The sequence below is a fragment of the Qipengyuania pacifica genome (assembly GCF_019857205.1).
Taxonomy (GTDB): domain Bacteria; phylum Pseudomonadota; class Alphaproteobacteria; order Sphingomonadales; family Sphingomonadaceae; genus Qipengyuania; species Qipengyuania pacifica.
Genome location: NZ_JAHWXO010000015.1, coordinates 18,596 through 33,028, shown reverse-complemented (window position 1 = coordinate 33,028; position 14,433 = coordinate 18,596). Strand labels below are relative to the sequence as shown.

General features: G+C 60.8%; 17 protein-coding genes. 5 read left to right on the top strand and 12 right to left on the bottom strand.

Annotated elements, in window-relative coordinates; genetic code table 11:
- Positions 1 to 264 precede the first annotated feature (264 nt).
- Positions 265 to 555 carry a hypothetical protein gene (locus tag KYK83_RS16105; protein WP_222828996.1) on the top strand — a complete coding sequence of 97 codons (291 nt, stop codon included), beginning with the start codon at positions 265 to 267 and terminating at the stop codon, positions 553 to 555.
- A gap of 7 nt (positions 556 to 562) precedes the next feature.
- Here the strand turns inward: KYK83_RS16105 and KYK83_RS16100 are convergent, their stop codons facing one another.
- Positions 563 to 922: a hypothetical protein gene (locus KYK83_RS16100; protein WP_222828995.1), complete on the bottom strand. Its 360-nt coding sequence runs from the start codon at positions 920 to 922 to the stop codon at positions 563 to 565.
- Between the two features lie 328 nt (positions 923 to 1,250).
- On the opposite strand from KYK83_RS16100, the gene KYK83_RS16095 reads away from it, so the two are divergent.
- From KYK83_RS16095 to KYK83_RS16080, 4 genes are all read left to right on the top strand, one after another.
- The gene (locus KYK83_RS16095; RefSeq protein WP_222828994.1) at positions 1,251 to 1,445 is read left to right on the top strand and encodes a hypothetical protein; all 195 of its coding nucleotides are present in this window, start codon (positions 1,251 to 1,253) and stop codon (positions 1,443 to 1,445) included.
- A 179-nt stretch (positions 1,446 to 1,624) separates the two neighbouring features.
- Positions 1,625 to 1,909 (top strand): helix-turn-helix transcriptional regulator, encoded by a 285-nt coding sequence (locus KYK83_RS16090; RefSeq protein WP_222828993.1) that lies wholly within the window; start codon positions 1,625 to 1,627, stop codon positions 1,907 to 1,909.
- Positions 1,910 to 1,970: 61 nt separating this feature from the next.
- Positions 1,971 to 2,228 (top strand): hypothetical protein, encoded by a 258-nt coding sequence (locus KYK83_RS16085; RefSeq protein ID WP_222828992.1) that lies wholly within the window; start codon positions 1,971 to 1,973, stop codon positions 2,226 to 2,228.
- Positions 2,221 to 2,418: a hypothetical protein gene (locus KYK83_RS16080; RefSeq protein WP_222828991.1), complete on the top strand. Its 198-nt coding sequence runs from the start codon at positions 2,221 to 2,223 to the stop codon at positions 2,416 to 2,418. The genes KYK83_RS16085 and KYK83_RS16080 overlap by 8 nt, the downstream gene beginning before the upstream one ends.
- A gap of 85 nt (positions 2,419 to 2,503) precedes the next feature.
- On the opposite strand, the gene KYK83_RS17635 is transcribed toward KYK83_RS16080, so the two are convergent.
- The 11 genes from KYK83_RS17635 to KYK83_RS16025 all read right to left on the bottom strand — a co-directional run bounded on the left by KYK83_RS17635 (position 2,504) and on the right by KYK83_RS16025 (position 14,421).
- A complete protein-coding gene (locus tag KYK83_RS17635) occupies positions 2,504 to 2,890 on the bottom strand; it encodes a DUF5615 family PIN-like protein (protein ID WP_222828990.1) in 387 nt (128 codons plus the stop codon).
- Positions 2,890 to 3,528, bottom strand: a complete 639-nt coding sequence (locus KYK83_RS16070) for a DUF433 domain-containing protein (RefSeq protein WP_222828989.1) — start codon at positions 3,526 to 3,528, stop codon at positions 2,890 to 2,892. Before KYK83_RS16070 ends, KYK83_RS17635 begins: the two co-directional genes overlap by 1 nt.
- A gap of 115 nt (positions 3,529 to 3,643) precedes the next feature.
- A complete protein-coding gene (locus KYK83_RS16065; RefSeq protein WP_222828988.1) occupies positions 3,644 to 4,261 on the bottom strand; it encodes a hypothetical protein in 618 nt (205 codons plus the stop codon).
- Positions 4,258 to 4,785, bottom strand: coding sequence for a lysozyme (locus KYK83_RS16060; protein ID WP_222828987.1), 528 nt, complete (start codon positions 4,783 to 4,785; stop codon positions 4,258 to 4,260). Before KYK83_RS16060 ends, KYK83_RS16065 begins: the two co-directional genes overlap by 4 nt.
- Positions 4,785 to 5,564, bottom strand: a complete 780-nt coding sequence (locus tag KYK83_RS16055; RefSeq protein WP_222828986.1) for a hypothetical protein — start codon at positions 5,562 to 5,564, stop codon at positions 4,785 to 4,787. The genes KYK83_RS16060 and KYK83_RS16055 overlap by 1 nt, the downstream gene beginning before the upstream one ends.
- Positions 5,542 to 6,177, bottom strand: a complete 636-nt coding sequence (locus KYK83_RS16050; RefSeq protein ID WP_222828985.1) for a DUF4376 domain-containing protein — start codon at positions 6,175 to 6,177, stop codon at positions 5,542 to 5,544. The genes KYK83_RS16055 and KYK83_RS16050 overlap by 23 nt, the downstream gene beginning before the upstream one ends.
- Before the next feature lie 2 nt (positions 6,178 to 6,179).
- Positions 6,180 to 9,818 (bottom strand): hypothetical protein, encoded by a 3,639-nt coding sequence (locus tag KYK83_RS16045; RefSeq protein ID WP_222828984.1) that lies wholly within the window; start codon positions 9,816 to 9,818, stop codon positions 6,180 to 6,182.
- The gene (locus KYK83_RS16040; protein WP_222828983.1) at positions 9,811 to 10,206 is read right to left on the bottom strand and encodes a DUF6950 family protein; all 396 of its coding nucleotides are present in this window, start codon (positions 10,204 to 10,206) and stop codon (positions 9,811 to 9,813) included. Before KYK83_RS16040 ends, KYK83_RS16045 begins: the two co-directional genes overlap by 8 nt.
- On the bottom strand, positions 10,203 to 10,889 hold the full coding sequence (locus KYK83_RS16035; protein ID WP_222828982.1) for a hypothetical protein: 687 nt from the start codon (positions 10,887 to 10,889) through the stop codon (positions 10,203 to 10,205). Before KYK83_RS16035 ends, KYK83_RS16040 begins: the two co-directional genes overlap by 4 nt.
- The gene (locus tag KYK83_RS16030) at positions 10,889 to 11,479 is read right to left on the bottom strand and encodes a hypothetical protein (protein WP_222828981.1); all 591 of its coding nucleotides are present in this window, start codon (positions 11,477 to 11,479) and stop codon (positions 10,889 to 10,891) included. Before KYK83_RS16030 ends, KYK83_RS16035 begins: the two co-directional genes overlap by 1 nt.
- Complete coding sequence (locus KYK83_RS16025; RefSeq protein ID WP_222828980.1) at positions 11,479 to 14,421, bottom strand: phage tail tape measure protein; 2,943 nt, start codon at positions 14,419 to 14,421, stop codon at positions 11,479 to 11,481. Before KYK83_RS16025 ends, KYK83_RS16030 begins: the two co-directional genes overlap by 1 nt.
- Positions 14,422 to 14,433 lie beyond the last annotated feature (12 nt).

Genomic DNA, 14,433 nt, shown 5'->3' with positions numbered 1-14,433 from the left:
ACATTTACCAATCAAAAACAGACACTTAGATGCCCTTGCGCTGGCTTGGCCTAAATGGCCGTGCTGCAATTTGCTGCTATCTGTTCCCGTTGTTTTCCAACGGTTTCTTTTGTCTGGCGGCTGCTCCACGCAGCAAATACGCAGCATGCCGCACAAAGAAATAGGGCCACGACTCGCGTCATGGCCCTTTAGTTGGTGGCGAATATCGTGAAGCTAGGAGCCGTCGCTTCCAGAATCCGGGTCTGCGATGGGGCAGCCTGGCCCATGATCGCCGTGATAGCACCAATCGTCTTCAGCGAAGGTCTGCTCACCCTTATCGTCAACGCCTTCGTCTGGATCGGCTATGATGCAACCCGGGCCGTCGCTGGACGCTGGCCTACCGAAATCAGTGCAACGCGAGATTTCGTCTTCATCGCACGAGCCTTCCAAGTCGGGATCGCCGTCGAGAGTGTCAGCGAGTTCGATTGCGATCTCGATGAAGCCAGCCAGCTGCTCCCGATCGAACCTGCTCAGGATCGCCATCACGGCTGGTGCGGGCGGATGTGTAGGGATTGATGCAAGGTTACCCACGACGATCCTCCCTGAGCAAGCGCTCCGCGTCATTGACGAGATGGTTGACGAATTCGCCAGCCATGTCTGCCTCGTGCAAATCCTCCTGCTGAAACACGCGCAGCTTCCAGATGAATGTTCCCAAGCTTGGGGCCGGGGTTTCCATGAGCCGCTGGCGCGCACTGCAGGCCGCACCGCAAAGGCGGTCGTCTTCATCCTGCGGAAGGTCGTTGTAGAGCATGCCAGGCGCGTAAAGCGCTTGGTCCCATTGGGCCTTCGCATGCTTGAAGGCGGCGTAGGCCTCCATAAAGACGTCGGTAGACGTCTTGAATGGCCGCTCGTGGTTGATCGGCGGATCTTTGATCTGTTCCATGGTGGTTTCCTAAGTTCGGCTTCTCACAGCCTGGCCGCAACGGGCGGTCGCCGGGGGTGAGAACCTGCTTAGGACAGGTCGACGGCTTTTAAGCTCACCCGAAGGTTTGCTCTGGACATGGCGCGTCGCTCCCGGCTAGAACCCTAGCCGAGCCGAGCGCGCCAACGCTCCGCTTACATTCGACGATACCCGCGCCAACGGGTTCGCCGCCTAAGTCCGGGTTCTCACACCCACCGGACAGTATGCCCCAGCGATTCGATAACTTCCACCCCTTTTAGGGGAATGCTACTTCGTGCCCCCTTTCCACGATGATCGGGTAGGATTCGGAGTGACTGCAAAGGCGCGTTTTACGCAGGCGGATGTTCAGCGGCTGGTGAAGGGGATCAGGTCGGCGGGAGCGACCATCGGTCGTTTGGAAGTGGAGCCCTCAGGAAAGCTCGTCGCATTCTTCGGTACGCAGGGCGGCCGCAAGGCGTCCCTCGCGGATCCGTCCACGTGGGATTGGGATGATGACGATGTCTAGATCGATCAGTTTCGGAGGTTTGCTCTCCAAAATGCAGCGCGCCTTACGTAACGGCACGGGCTGCACGCTAAGCTATGACGAGGTTGTGCTCCTACTGCATTCACCGGTCTGGCCAGCATTGATCGCCGCTGAAGCTGAGGAACTCAGAGCGGCCCACCCACTGACGGAGGACCACGCGGATGACTGACGAACCCATTAGGCTGCTCACAGAAAAGCAGGCGGCCGAGTATCTTGGAATTTCCCACGAAATGATGCGGCGCCTGAGAGTTACCGGACGCGTGGCCTATATAAAGCTTTCGACGCGCCTCTACCGCTATCGAAAGGAGGACCTGCATACCTTCGTGCAGGAGAGTGCCGTGCGAGAGGCCCCGCCTGCTGAGCTTTCTACGAGGCAAGTTAGGAGCATTGGCCGGGCAGCGCGGGCAAGAATTGTGCCTTTCAGCGAGCGCCAGCGGAATAAGTGAGAGAGGGGCTTGGCGGAAAAATCGGGCGGGCGTAGGGAGGGCTGGTGTAGAGGAACAAAAGATGATCGAAACTCTGACCACCGCCATCGCCAACGAGCTGCTGCGCCAAAGCAAGGATGCCGTTGTTGAGGTTCACGATGTTGAAGCTGCCGAGATCAACGGAGAGTTCAATCTAGAGGAACTGGCCATTGCTATTCTCGAGGCAATCCGCGAACCCACCGACGCAATGCTCACCGCGGCCGGCGGTCTTACTGAAGGCGAGACCGGTCCTACACAGACCTGGCAGGCAATGATCGATGCGGCGCTGGCCGATGACTAATCATGTCGCTGTCGACCCTCTCAACGATCAATCGAAGGCTGATCGGCGCAAGAAAAGCCCGGAGCTCGCGCGGCTACAGTCAGCGTACGAAAAGGTGAAGGATTTCCCCGACGCTCGGAAGGGCGGGTGGCCAGACATGCTCGAACTACGCCAGGCTGTTGAGCGTTACCTCCTGATATACGGCCCGTGAGACGGTTCGCCCGGGCCGCGGAGTTCTGGGTGCTGCTGGCGCTGTCGGTTGGTGTGCCGGTGTATTGGCTATTCTCGTGGTCGCCCTAGTCGGTTCGGAAACGGCAATTGCCCTCCTTGGCGAAGGCCACCATCCGCCCTTGGCGGGGCACCCTAGCAAATTGGAATTCTAGGACCTCAATGTGCTCTTTCACAGCCGGCAGTAGGGTCGGCCCCTCTCCGCTTAACGAAAGGCGACTAAGTAGGGCAAATCGAGGTTGTCGAAATGCCTGGCTGTTAAAATCCTTATCCCAAGTCACCAAGATTCGCCCGGCTTGAAGAGCCGTCATGCCGACCACTGGGTCCGCAGCGTCATGAGCAATGTGGTAGCGTTGGCGAAGGACGCTATGGCCCCTGCCTTGTAGATAGCGGCCCACTGAATCGGGAATATTGTTATCGAGGAAGAATTCGAGCTTGATAGCTGCCCGTGGCATTAAGCGGCAGCCGTCACCGCTTCACGTTCAGCCAGATCGAGATCAGCCTCAGTCAGGTCGGGAAATTCCCGCAGGATGTCATTGTGTGAATATCCGGCGCGAATGAAGTCGACGATGCCGCGGATAGGCACTCTGGTGCCGGAGAAGACCCGACGATTACTGGAAACAAAACGGCGCTGTTCCGCTGAACCTGCCTTGTCGGAACGGTCGTTGAGGCTCTGAATTTTCTCACGGGTGTTCCGCGCGACTACCCGAAGTGGAATGTTGAAAACACGCTGGCCGGACACGATTTCTTCGCGCATCTGAGTCCGAGGGTTAACGAACACGACCCGTTTGCCCAAAACGTACAAAGTCGTCGCGATCCACCTTGCGTCACCTAGATGTGCGATCTTTTCGGAGACGCTTTTCAGGTGATGAAGGGGTATTTTCTTGTTGTTCCGAAGATCGCTCAGAACCTGCAGCGAAACTAAATCGCGAAACGAATAAAGACGACCGAACGGCACCCTCTGGGTATCCGCACCAAAAGCAGGTCGGAAAAGGCCGCTCTTGTTCCAATCGCGCAGCTGATAAAGCGACACACCAGATATCGCAGCCGCTTGCTCTTCACTGAAGGCACCGATCACGTTCTCATGGTCCATTTGCTCTCACTACGCAAAAGCGAGGGAAGCGCAAAATCAAAAAATGGATCGAACACGATACGCAGCGAGCGCAGACCATTAATTACAGAGTGTGTCGAACCCAAAGCCGCCGACTTTATTTCCGCAATCCGGCTCGGCTCGCCGCCTCGACCTTCGTGACGTAATCCCGCGCCGCCTCGGCTTTCACCGTATTCTCGGTGCAGATCCGGACATCTTCGGCGCTTACGACCACCATGCCATTCCCGCGCGCTCCAGAGCCGCCGCCAGTTCGGGATCCATCCAGCTCGGGCGTTTGACCGGCTCCTTGAGGATTTCCGGTGCCGTCACCTCCGGCTGCGGTTCCGGTGTTGCTGCACGGAACTCCTTCGGGCCACTGCCACACGCGGTTAGCGCGGATGTAGCGATCGGCAGAAGCAAACCCGCGATCCAGCGCCGTGCCGGCGTTGCGATCGACGTCTGCGGCGATGTCACGGTATTCGTCTTCATTTGCTTCCCTTTGTTTTTTGGCAAGTTGGCCCGCTTGTCCTTGGGCGAGTTCGATGCCCTCAATCTCCGCTTCCAACCGGTCGGCACGGTCATGCACGCCTTCGATCTCGACGAACCAAAACTTGAAGCCGTGCCGGTCGATCAGCTGGGCGACGTTCCCGGCTGCAAGGAACAGGAAAACGCCGCCAGCGAGCGCCAGCTTGATCCCGCGAATGGTGTAATTCGCGCTGAGATCGGGGATCTTCATGACCCCTGCTCCGCTTGTGTCGCCCCGATCAGGCACACTTCGATTTCACCGATGCGCTGCGCGTCGCCGTTGCGGCGGAAGTCGAGGCCCTTCAGGACGCGGCCACCTGCACGGTTGTAGCGAGCGAAGAACTCGCAGGCCTCGACCCGCTTACCCTCGTTGAACAGTCGCGCGACGCTGGACTTGCGGTAGGCGTTGACGCCGATGTTGTAGGCGAGGCTGGTATGCGCCGCCCATTCATACGGGCTGTTCTCGATGCCCGGCGCCGCCTCGGCCACCGGAAGGGCGAATTCCGGAATCGCCTTGCCGAGCAGCGCTTTGCATTCCTCGAGCGTGTAGCGCCGCATCTCCACGCGGGTCTCGCCAACGCACACGGTCTGGATGCCGACGCTGTCGCGATAGGGATCGGTGCGCACACCCTCCCATTCGATCAGCAGCGGCGTGGCAATGGCGGTCATACCCGCCAGCGCCATCGCTGCGATTCCGGCCTTCTTCTTTGGCGTCATGGTCTTTTCTTTGGTCATCACTGGTTCTCCAGGCGTTTGCGCGCCGCGATCGCCGAGGGCGAGCGGAGCAGGTAACCGGACAGCAGGAAGGCGCTGTCGCGCACACGTTGAGTGACAGCATCGCGGTCGAAGACAGCCTCCCGGCCGCTGACAGCCAGCAAGCCCATGGGAACGCCGTCCGGGTCGATAATCGGGCAAGCGCTCGTCCAGCTGAACTGAGCCGTTCGCAGGAACATTTGCAGTTCGAGGTCGGGCAGATCGTCGACCTCGGACGTCATGCACACCACACGGCCATCAGCCGGGAACATCCGGTCGAGCGTGTTCTGCACATCGCCCCGCGAAAGTGCTCGGCTGCGCAACCCAGTGCGCTCGGCGCGGCGGTCCATGATCTCGTGACTTTCGGTCAGATCGCTGAATTCGCCAGTCGCCGTATTGAACACCAGAATGCTCACCACCACCCGGCCCGCCTGCAGATCGCGCATCAGGCGGCGCAGCATGCGCTGGATCGCCAGGTCGTTCGCCTTGTCCTGCTCGACGATGGCCTGCAGCGCGACGGCATTGGCGCGCTCGTTCGATCCGGCATAGTAATCGAACATTCGGCTGATCAGCGGTCCTTGCGTTGCCAGCACGACCATGAACATCGCTGCCATGAACAGCGCGGTGGCCAGCACGGCGTAGCGCGTCTTCGTGCGGACGATCTCGACCCATTTAGAGAAGTTTTCGCCAAGCGCTTTGATGATGCCGGAGACGTCCATCACGCTGCTCCGGAGCGCATCAGGCCGGCCACCCGGCATCAATGTCGATCGCTTCCAGATCGGCAACCGTCACCGCCGCTGCGATCTCAGCATCCAAGATCCGTTTGCGCTGGTGCGTGGCATTGACGAAGAGCCCGACTTCGAGCGCCAGCGCCTTGAACTCTGCCGCAGTGAAATCCTGATCGGTATTGTCGGCCATGGTGTAGCTGACCGTCGCGATCGGCTCGCCCATCTCTTCAGCGATGGTGAACATGTTGACGAGGCCCTGCATATTATCTCGGCTCGTCATGTCGATGTTGACCGGCCCGGCGCTGGTGGTCGCGATGCCGACCCAAAGCGCGTTGCGTATCGCCTTCACCCGGCGTTCCATCACGATCTGGCGCGAGCGGAACGCGAAGTCTTCGTCGGTGACGATCTCCGCGCCGGGGAATGACCCGGCAGGGGAGGTCAGCCACGCGATAGCCTGCGCCTCAGCATCGCCTCCGGCGACCACCTCAAGCGGCAAGGCGATCCTGACCGTATCGACCCCGTCGATCCCGTCTTGCTCGATCTCTTGACACGTCAGCGAGACCAGCGCGCCATCCTTGCCGATCGTCACGCTTTCGAATTGGTGCGCCATCGTCGAGGCCGCCGATGGATGTTGGATGATGAACATGGCTATTGCTCCGTGGATACGACGCCGAGCGTCTGCGCGTGGGAAACACCTCCCATCGTCGATGTCGGTGGTGTGGAAAGCGTGCGGGAGACGAGTTCGACAGTGTATTCCGGAGCAGTGCCTCCGGTGTTGTCGGTGTAGGTCCAACTGCCAGCAATTGTTTCCTGCCAAGTGCCCGGCTCGGAAGTACCAAACCCGGGAACGCAGCTGATGCTGCCGGTTAGGTTCCAAGTCTGGATGATGCTGCCATTGCGCCTAAGCCGGACGGTGGCCGCAGGCGTACCTGATCCATTACAACTTCCCGAAATAGCGACGCCGCGCTGGCTGCTGAAACTGACGACTACGGAACGCGAATTGCCATTCGAGCTGAACGTGCCTGTCGATACGGAAGCGTTCGCAGCCAGCGATGTTGTCTGCACTGCGTTCTTCAGGACGCCTGCCGACAGCGATCCGCCGAAATATGCAGAGCCGTTCGTCTTAAGATAGGAAACCGCGTTCGCTTCAGTGCAGTTGTTCAGGTTGGACTGCGACGGCCCGAACCATTCAAGGAACTGGTTTGAGCTTCCAAAACCGACGCCCTGCGCGCGCATGTAGCCGCCTTGGTTGAAAATGATACGCCCTGCCGTAACGGTGCCGAGGTCCGCAGTGATGGCCGAAAGCGCGGTCACGTTCAGCTTAGCGGCGGTGACGGCACCAGCCTGGATCTTGTCGGCGGTGACCGATCCTGCTGCCATGCTCCGCGCCAAGATGCTGCCATCGACGATCAGGTCGGCATCCGACATGAGGTTGCAGCGCAGATCGGCGAAGAAGATACTACCCGCATCCCAATTGTCGACGAGCACGTAAATCCAAGCCCGGATCGCATTTGACGGCGCGATGAAAGATGCTGCCAGCAGAGACGTCCCCCATGAAGACGGAGGGCTTGTCGTGGTAATTGCCTGAACGCTGGTGGTGTTCGCTCCGTCGTTGGTCAGGAAGAAAGGGTAAACACGGAACCTGCCGATGAAGCCCCCCGTCTGCACCGCATTGATTTTGACACGATACTGTTTGCCTCCCTCGACCGAAAAGCCACCCGTTTCCGCCCCCACATCGGCATAGGCTTTCTCTGCGGCAAAGATGGACGTGCGCAGATTTGTGCCACTTCCGGGATGCTGAAACCGGCCCAGATACCGCGCGATGCCATTGCTCAAATTGGCAACAACAGCTTGATACTGCGGGTCGCTGAACGGGCGCCATCCAGTGAAGTCCCCGGTGTCGAGATCGCCGTTTTGAATTAGGTTGCCCGGCGAGACGAGCAGCTTTTCAATCGTCACAGTGCGCGGGTCGAGTTTCGCGCCATTGATCGCGCTGTCCACGTCGATCTGCGGCCGCCAGCCAACGCCAGCCTTGTAGATTTTCAACCGGCTGTCGGACTGGTCCCACACTTGCCGGCCATCGAACAGGTTGGTTGATGGCAGACCGGTAACGATCTCATAACCGCCGCGCGTCTTGGCCAGAGTGAAGACCTTGTCGAAGGTCTTGCCAGCGTAAGCGCCCGATCCGGTCGCACGGATGGTGAGCGTCGCCGTATCCTCGTTGGGGTCGAGACCGCCTGAGATGGTGTAGGTCTGTCCAGTATAGGCAACGGTAAGTGCCTGCGGGTTAGCCACGGTCGATAGCGTGAAGTTCGCGCTGATGTCAGCAGCACCTGCGAAGACCTTGAACTGCCCGGTAGCCGGACCGTAACCGCTGACATTGCCATCGGCATAGGCCCAGACCGTTGCGCTCTCGTTCGTGAGATACGCCGAAGTGGCGGGCGCACCATCGGATCCCGGAGTTCCCGGCGCGCCTGGCGATCCGGTGTTGCCCTGCTGCCCGCGCTGAACGGTAAGCGCCCACTTGCTGGTATTACTCGGAGCAACGCCGGTGGTCTCGCCGGTGCCGATGCGGGTATATCCCGCACCGTCGCCCCCGCTGGCCACCGTCCAGACGACCATGTCGCCGGGAAGATAGGTAGCAGATTCCGAGTAATTGCCACGGCTCTGGTTGCGCGTCGCGTTGTCCTGCGGCTTCGTTCCGGTGCTGTCGGTAATGCGGTCCCATTCCGCTGTCTTCGACGCCTCGCGCGCCAGCAGGATCGGACCGGTGTTGCGGAAGTCGAACCGCACCGGCTCGGCAGGCTGCACCGCCGCGCTGTCTTCCGCTTCCCACGCGTAGATATCTTCGTGCTCTTCCCGTAGAACCAGCGCTATGCGGCCCGAGCGGCTTGGCTTCTGGCTGACGACGCGGAACGGCTTGTTCACCCATCCACGCGGGGCGCAATTCTCCCAGACAATCTTGCCGACCTTCGCCGCCATGCCCTTCATGTTGTATTCGGCAGAGAACAAGCCCGGATACTGCATGCGCTGCAGTGTCTGCTTACCAAGCCGCTCGGACTGTGGGCCGTTCTCGACGACACCGAAGTCGATGGGCGCGGTCCGTTCAATACCGTCCTCGCTTGGCAATTTCACCGAAGGATACGGCACCGGCTGATAGAGCGATCTTGCGCTTGGATCGGTAAAGTTGCCAGCGATGATGTTCGGCAGGTTCGTCTGCCCACCCATCGGATCCCAGCGGGCTGAACTCAGCCTATCGTTATCGTCAAAGATGACCGCAGGAACGGCCAGCGTGTTCGTCTTGATCAGAAACGAGAGCTGCCCATCGCTGTCGAGCAGATCGCCCGCGCACCCGGCCAGCAGCGCTCCGACGATGTTCATCGGCGCATCGTCGGTCGAGAACGCGCCGGCAGTGCGATAGCGTGGCTGTGTGCCACCACCCGACAGGACGATATCTTCGTCGCAGGCATTCGCCGCGGTGATCACGCTGTCGAAATTGATATACTTGGCCGGAAGACCGGCGCCCACCGACAGTTTGCCGTTGATCCGCCATCCCAGCAGCACGTTGAGCGACTGGATGATCGGGTTGCCCGAACTCGGTCCCCAGCTGTTCTGGTTGTCGACGCGCATTGTGCCCGAACCACCGCGCGTGCTGTCGAAGCGCGGGTCGTACATCGGCATGCCTTCGCCGACGATCGTGACCCGGCCGGGCAGACCGTTCGCGAACGGTGACTGCTCGTTCTCGGTCACACCGAGGCGATTGACGCGGACGTAGAGATACGCGCAGCCGGTGAGCCGGTCATCGTTGCCCCAGCGCGCGCCGCCGTTGATGGCGCGGGTGTTATCGGCCCGGCCTTCCTTGTAGCCCTCGACGCCGAGGTAATCGATGAACTGCGGTGCGATCCCACCCGTTTCGCTCCAGGCGAGTTCGTCCTCGATCCAGAGCTCGCTGATCTCGCGGACCTTATGCGCCGCGACAGCGATGATGTATTCGATGACCCGCTCGTCTTCGCCGCTGCCTTCGTAATAGCGGATGTCGGCGGGGAAGGCGGTGGTGCCCAGCACCATTTTTCGAGGGGCTTGCGTATCGAGGCGGGCTTGTAGGCGGGAAAGTTGAGTCGGCGTCGGTGCCGGCGCTTTCTTCTTGTCGTTCAGCACCGATCCGGACAGCATCGAGCCAGCCAGTAGGCCGATGCGCCCACCGAGCGGGCCGCCAACGAGCGTGCCGATTGCGGTTGCCGCGCCGATAACGACAAGCTTGGCGACGGATTTGACAATGTTACCCATCGCGGCCGACCCCCCATGTGCCTTGCCATTCCGCACGCGCGATCGGTGCGAGCACACCGTCGACGAAGAACAGGGCGTCGCCAGCTATGACGATGCCGAGGCAATTTTCCTGAGCGAGCGCGATGTCGCCTCGCCGCGCCTGTGCCGGATGCACGCGCGGAAACCTCTCATCGAGGTATTCAGGCATTGGCTTGGCCGCGAGCAGCTTCAGCGCTTCGCGCTCTGTGCGATACTGGCCGCGAAGGTCTGACAAAGGATCTTCACCGGTCTGCGCGATGACACAGGCCGCGACCCAGCGAGCGCAGTCGCTGTCCCAGCGAAACGGGCGTTCGCGCCACTCCATGATGGTTGCAGACAGCCGACCGTCCCAGTCAGCGAGGCGCGTCATCGAAGAACATCTCTCGACTGGAAGCCGCCGCCTCTCGAACCACCGCCACCGCCGCGCGACCCCCCTGAGCCGCCACCGACGCTTCCCGACACGCCAGCCTTGTGCATGCCGTTGGCCGCGGCAAGCGTCTGCTCGGCGCTCTTGTCGCCGGGATCGAATTCGCTTTGATGAAGGTAGGTCAGGCCTGAACCTTCAGAGAGCGCAGCCTGATAATTCTCGATCGTTGCGACGATCGCTTGTTCATCGGCGCTCGTATCGACCGACAGGTTGATCAGATAGCCGCTGTAATAGCGATGGATCGGCAGCGGGTTGAACTGGGTCGCCTTGTCGTCGATCGGGTCCAGCACACGAAACCACAGGCGCGCCTCGCGCTTCCGCCACTTGGCCTTCTGGCCGACGATGTCGAGCAGCCCCCCATCCTCGATGGGAAGGCCTCGCAGCGTGGCGGTGACGGATTCAGAACCGGTCTCGCTATGCTGGACATCGCCCACATCGACCAGCTCGCCGGGTATTGCGAGGAACGTCTTGCCATCGAGATCCGGATCACCTGTCTCGCTGGCACCGAACGTGATGTCCTGCACACCCGAAACGGCGAAGACCGGATCGCCGACGATATCCATCCAGGCGAACCATTGGATATAGACGACCTCGCCTCCGAGCGCGGCCAGCGTTGCGGCGTCCATCAATACGCCTCCATGATCGGGAAAGAGAAACCGGACTGCAGCTGCGCGGCGGTTAGCTTGAGCACAGGTGCGCCCTCCGGAAGGTAGGCGAGCAGCCACGGCCGCTTTGTCTGAACTAGCGTGTTGTCGGCCACAACACGCCGCAGCGGGCTATGAAAGCGCAGCGTGGCGACGCCGGAGGCGTTCGCGATCACGTCCTCGTCGAGAACCATCAGCTGATCGCCGACGGTGACATACTGGCCCGCCAGCAAAGGCGTTGAGTTCGCAGGCCAGCCATCGGTGACGAGCGAGTAGCCCGAACCGGCACCCTGTGCGCGCACGGTGAATGTACCGGTGTGCTGGTCGGCGGTGGCGACGGGAACGCGGAAGCTGTGCGTCACACCACGCACCCTCCCAAAGAATACTCGGAAGGCGCGAGCGTGATCGATGATCATGGGAACGACCGTGACTTCGCCGACCCACCACGAATAGCCGAGGTCCACAGCCTGCCTAGCGCCGGTCAGTTCTGCGCGGTTGGCCTGCGATGCAACGACAGGTTGCAGGTCGACCGATAGATGCCGATTGGGGCTAGGGTAGGGAACGATCGCCATCAGCCAGTTGCTCCGCCTGGTAGGATAGGTCGGGCGGCATCGCGCCGGGCTTGCGCCGACGCGGCGCCGGTCATACTCGGCCCAACGGCGTCCAGAATTTTGACCGTCCGCATGTCGCTCTTGCTAAGCCATTCGGCTTCGAGGCCGGGGCCCAGCCGAATTGCGAGCTCGCCACCGCCGCCGCTACGGCTCTCGCCGCGGCGCACGTCCATGATCTCGCCGCTGCTAACCCGGGCGACCGGGTTGCCATTGAGAGAAAGGAGGTTCTTATCGATGCCGGGATAGCCCTTGATCCGGAACGAACCGCCAGTCGCGAACCCCGGACCATCGAAGGACGAAGAGGATGCGGCGATTGCGGAACTGTTGCCGGTCGAACCGCCGACGCCAAAGGCGCCAAGGATGGATCCGAAAAGCCCGCCACCGCCCGCATTCCCGGCGATGAGATTTGCGAGGCTGTCCGCCAGCTTATCGAGAACACGCGAGAGTGCATTGAATGTCCGCTCGCGCATCCATCCCTCGAAGAAATCGCCGAGATTGCCGTCCATCGCCGCTTGCAGACCATTCCGGAACGCATCGCGGAAAGTACCCTGCATGTGCGCCTGCGATCGGTCGGCGGCCTCGCGCAGAGCCTGTTCTTCAGCCTCAGCGCGCGTCATTCCGCCGCGGTCCATGAGATAGTCGACGCGGTCTAGGCTACGCAGTTGCTCTTCGCGCTGGCGGATGTCTTGGTCGTTATCTCCGCGCAGTCGCGCCAATTCCAATTCATGCGCGAGGGTTTCGTCCTGAAGCCTGCGCGCAGATGCAGCTTGCCTCGCTCTTTCGATCGCCAGCATCTCTTCGCGAGCGATCCTTTCAGCGACAATGAGGTCATAGCCCTCGCGGTTCAGGTCATTTATGCGGCGCTCGAGCTCCAGTTCGTCGTCGAGGTAGCGCAGGTGTTCATAGTCGCGGTTGAGGACTGCGACCTGATATTCGGTCTCGACTTGGCGCTCGGCCAGGAAATCCTTCAGCGCTGCTGCGCGTGCCTCATCCAGTTCGGCCAGGTCGCGTTCGGCTGCGATGCGCGCATCGGCAGTCTTGAGGCCAGCGCGCTCGTAACGCTCGATCCGTTCGCGTAAATCAATTCTGCGCTCAAGTGCCCGGATGGCATCAAGGTCGTTCGCTTCGCGCGCAACGGCCAATTGCTGCTGCAGTTTGATCTCTTCGCGACGATCAGCAAGCTCTTCAGCAGTCGGCCCGGTGCGGCCGCGGGCGGCGCGGCCTTTCTTGGCCTTCGCATCGCTCGCAAGAGCATAGTTTCTGCCGGACACATCCCCGGCCGCCGAAGTGGTACCGCCGCCCCCGCTTGGAGCAGTGCCTGGCTTCTTCGGCTCGCTGATTTCAGCCCCAGTCAAGCGGCCGAGCATCTGGATCATGCCACCCAGCCACGGCCAAAGGTTCTCTATCCACTTGCCGATACGGATAACCGCGCGCCCGACTGTCTGCACGGCTGCGTCCCATGCACCCGCCCAGTCGCCAGTCAGAAGCTTCACCACGGTTTCGACGACACCGCCGATCACGTCAGCGATAAGGGTCAGCGTTTCGAAGAATGCTGTGATCAGTTCGCCGGTCAGATAGCCAGCGAGGGTGATGAACGCCTCGAGCAGCATACCGATGAACTCGACGGCATCGGAAATGAACTGTCCGAACGGCGTCTCCATGAATGCCTGGAAAGCTTCAGAAACGCGATCCACCGTGTCGCTCAATGTGGCGAAGAGGGTTTGCAGACCCGAGCCGAAGGCATCCGACACGAAGCGCCAGAAGCTCTGAAGGCCGCGCAGGATGTTGTCGCCGAACAGCTGAAATGCGGCAATGACAAGTCCTACCGGGCCGAGGAAGCGCAACAGGACGGGCGCGAGCTTGCTCACTATTGCGGTCAGGCCGCCGAACTCGGAAATCAGCTTGCCTGCCATTACAGCCGCGGTGCCGATCGGGTTCACGATCGCGCTGATGACTGCGAACACCGGACCCATCTTTACCAGCAGTAATGGCAAGATAGTGATGGCTAGCGCCGAGAGTGCGACCGACAGAGGTCCGAGGGCTGCGAGAAACACGGCGAATCCAACCGCCGCGCGTTTCACGCCGTCGGGGAGTTCTTTGAACCACGTCACCAGTCTCTCAGCCGTATTGGCAAGAGCCTTCGCGTAGGGCTCAAGATACTGGCCCATCTCGACAGCAAGCTCGGAGACCTGTGCCTTCAGTCGAACGACCGAGTTCGCGAGGCTCGACGCGGTACGTTCCGCATCTCCGAGAGCAGGCTTGAGGCCTTCTGCAATCAGCGCAGACCGGGCCATGATCTTCCCGAACTCATTGAGTTCCTGGCCGGATGTTATCAAACCGAGCTCAAGCGCCTTCGCCTCGACAGCCGCTTCATTGATGAACACGTTGAAAGCACGCAGTGGCTCGCTCTCTCCGGCGAGGCCCGAGCGGATCTTCTGCAGCGCTTCATCGAAAGGCGTGTTGAAGAATGAACCAGCATCTACCGCTAATTCGGTGAATTGCTTTGATAGGCGCGCAGCGGCAGCTTCGGTCGGCGCTGCGGCTTTGAAGAGCCCGCCAAGTGCGAATGCGCCTTCCTGCATCTGCTGGGTCGACCGGCCCATGGCATCGCCACTTTGCTCAGCCCACTTGTTCATGGTGCCGGCCATGTTGCCGAACGTGTAATCGAAAGCGGACTGTAGTTCTGCGGCGTCGCTAGCTGCCTTCGTGAAAAGCACGCCGAGACCCGCTAGCGGCAAGGTCAGGCCGACGGTCATCTTCTTGCCCGCGTTCGTAACCGCATCGCCGACCTTGCCAGCGAGACCGATGATGTTCTTGAACGTGCCCTCGACAATCGAGGTGCCGCGCTGAAAATCGTCCAGGTCCCACCGGAGGGAGGCGCTGAGATTTGCGATTGCTCCCATCGGGCAACCTCC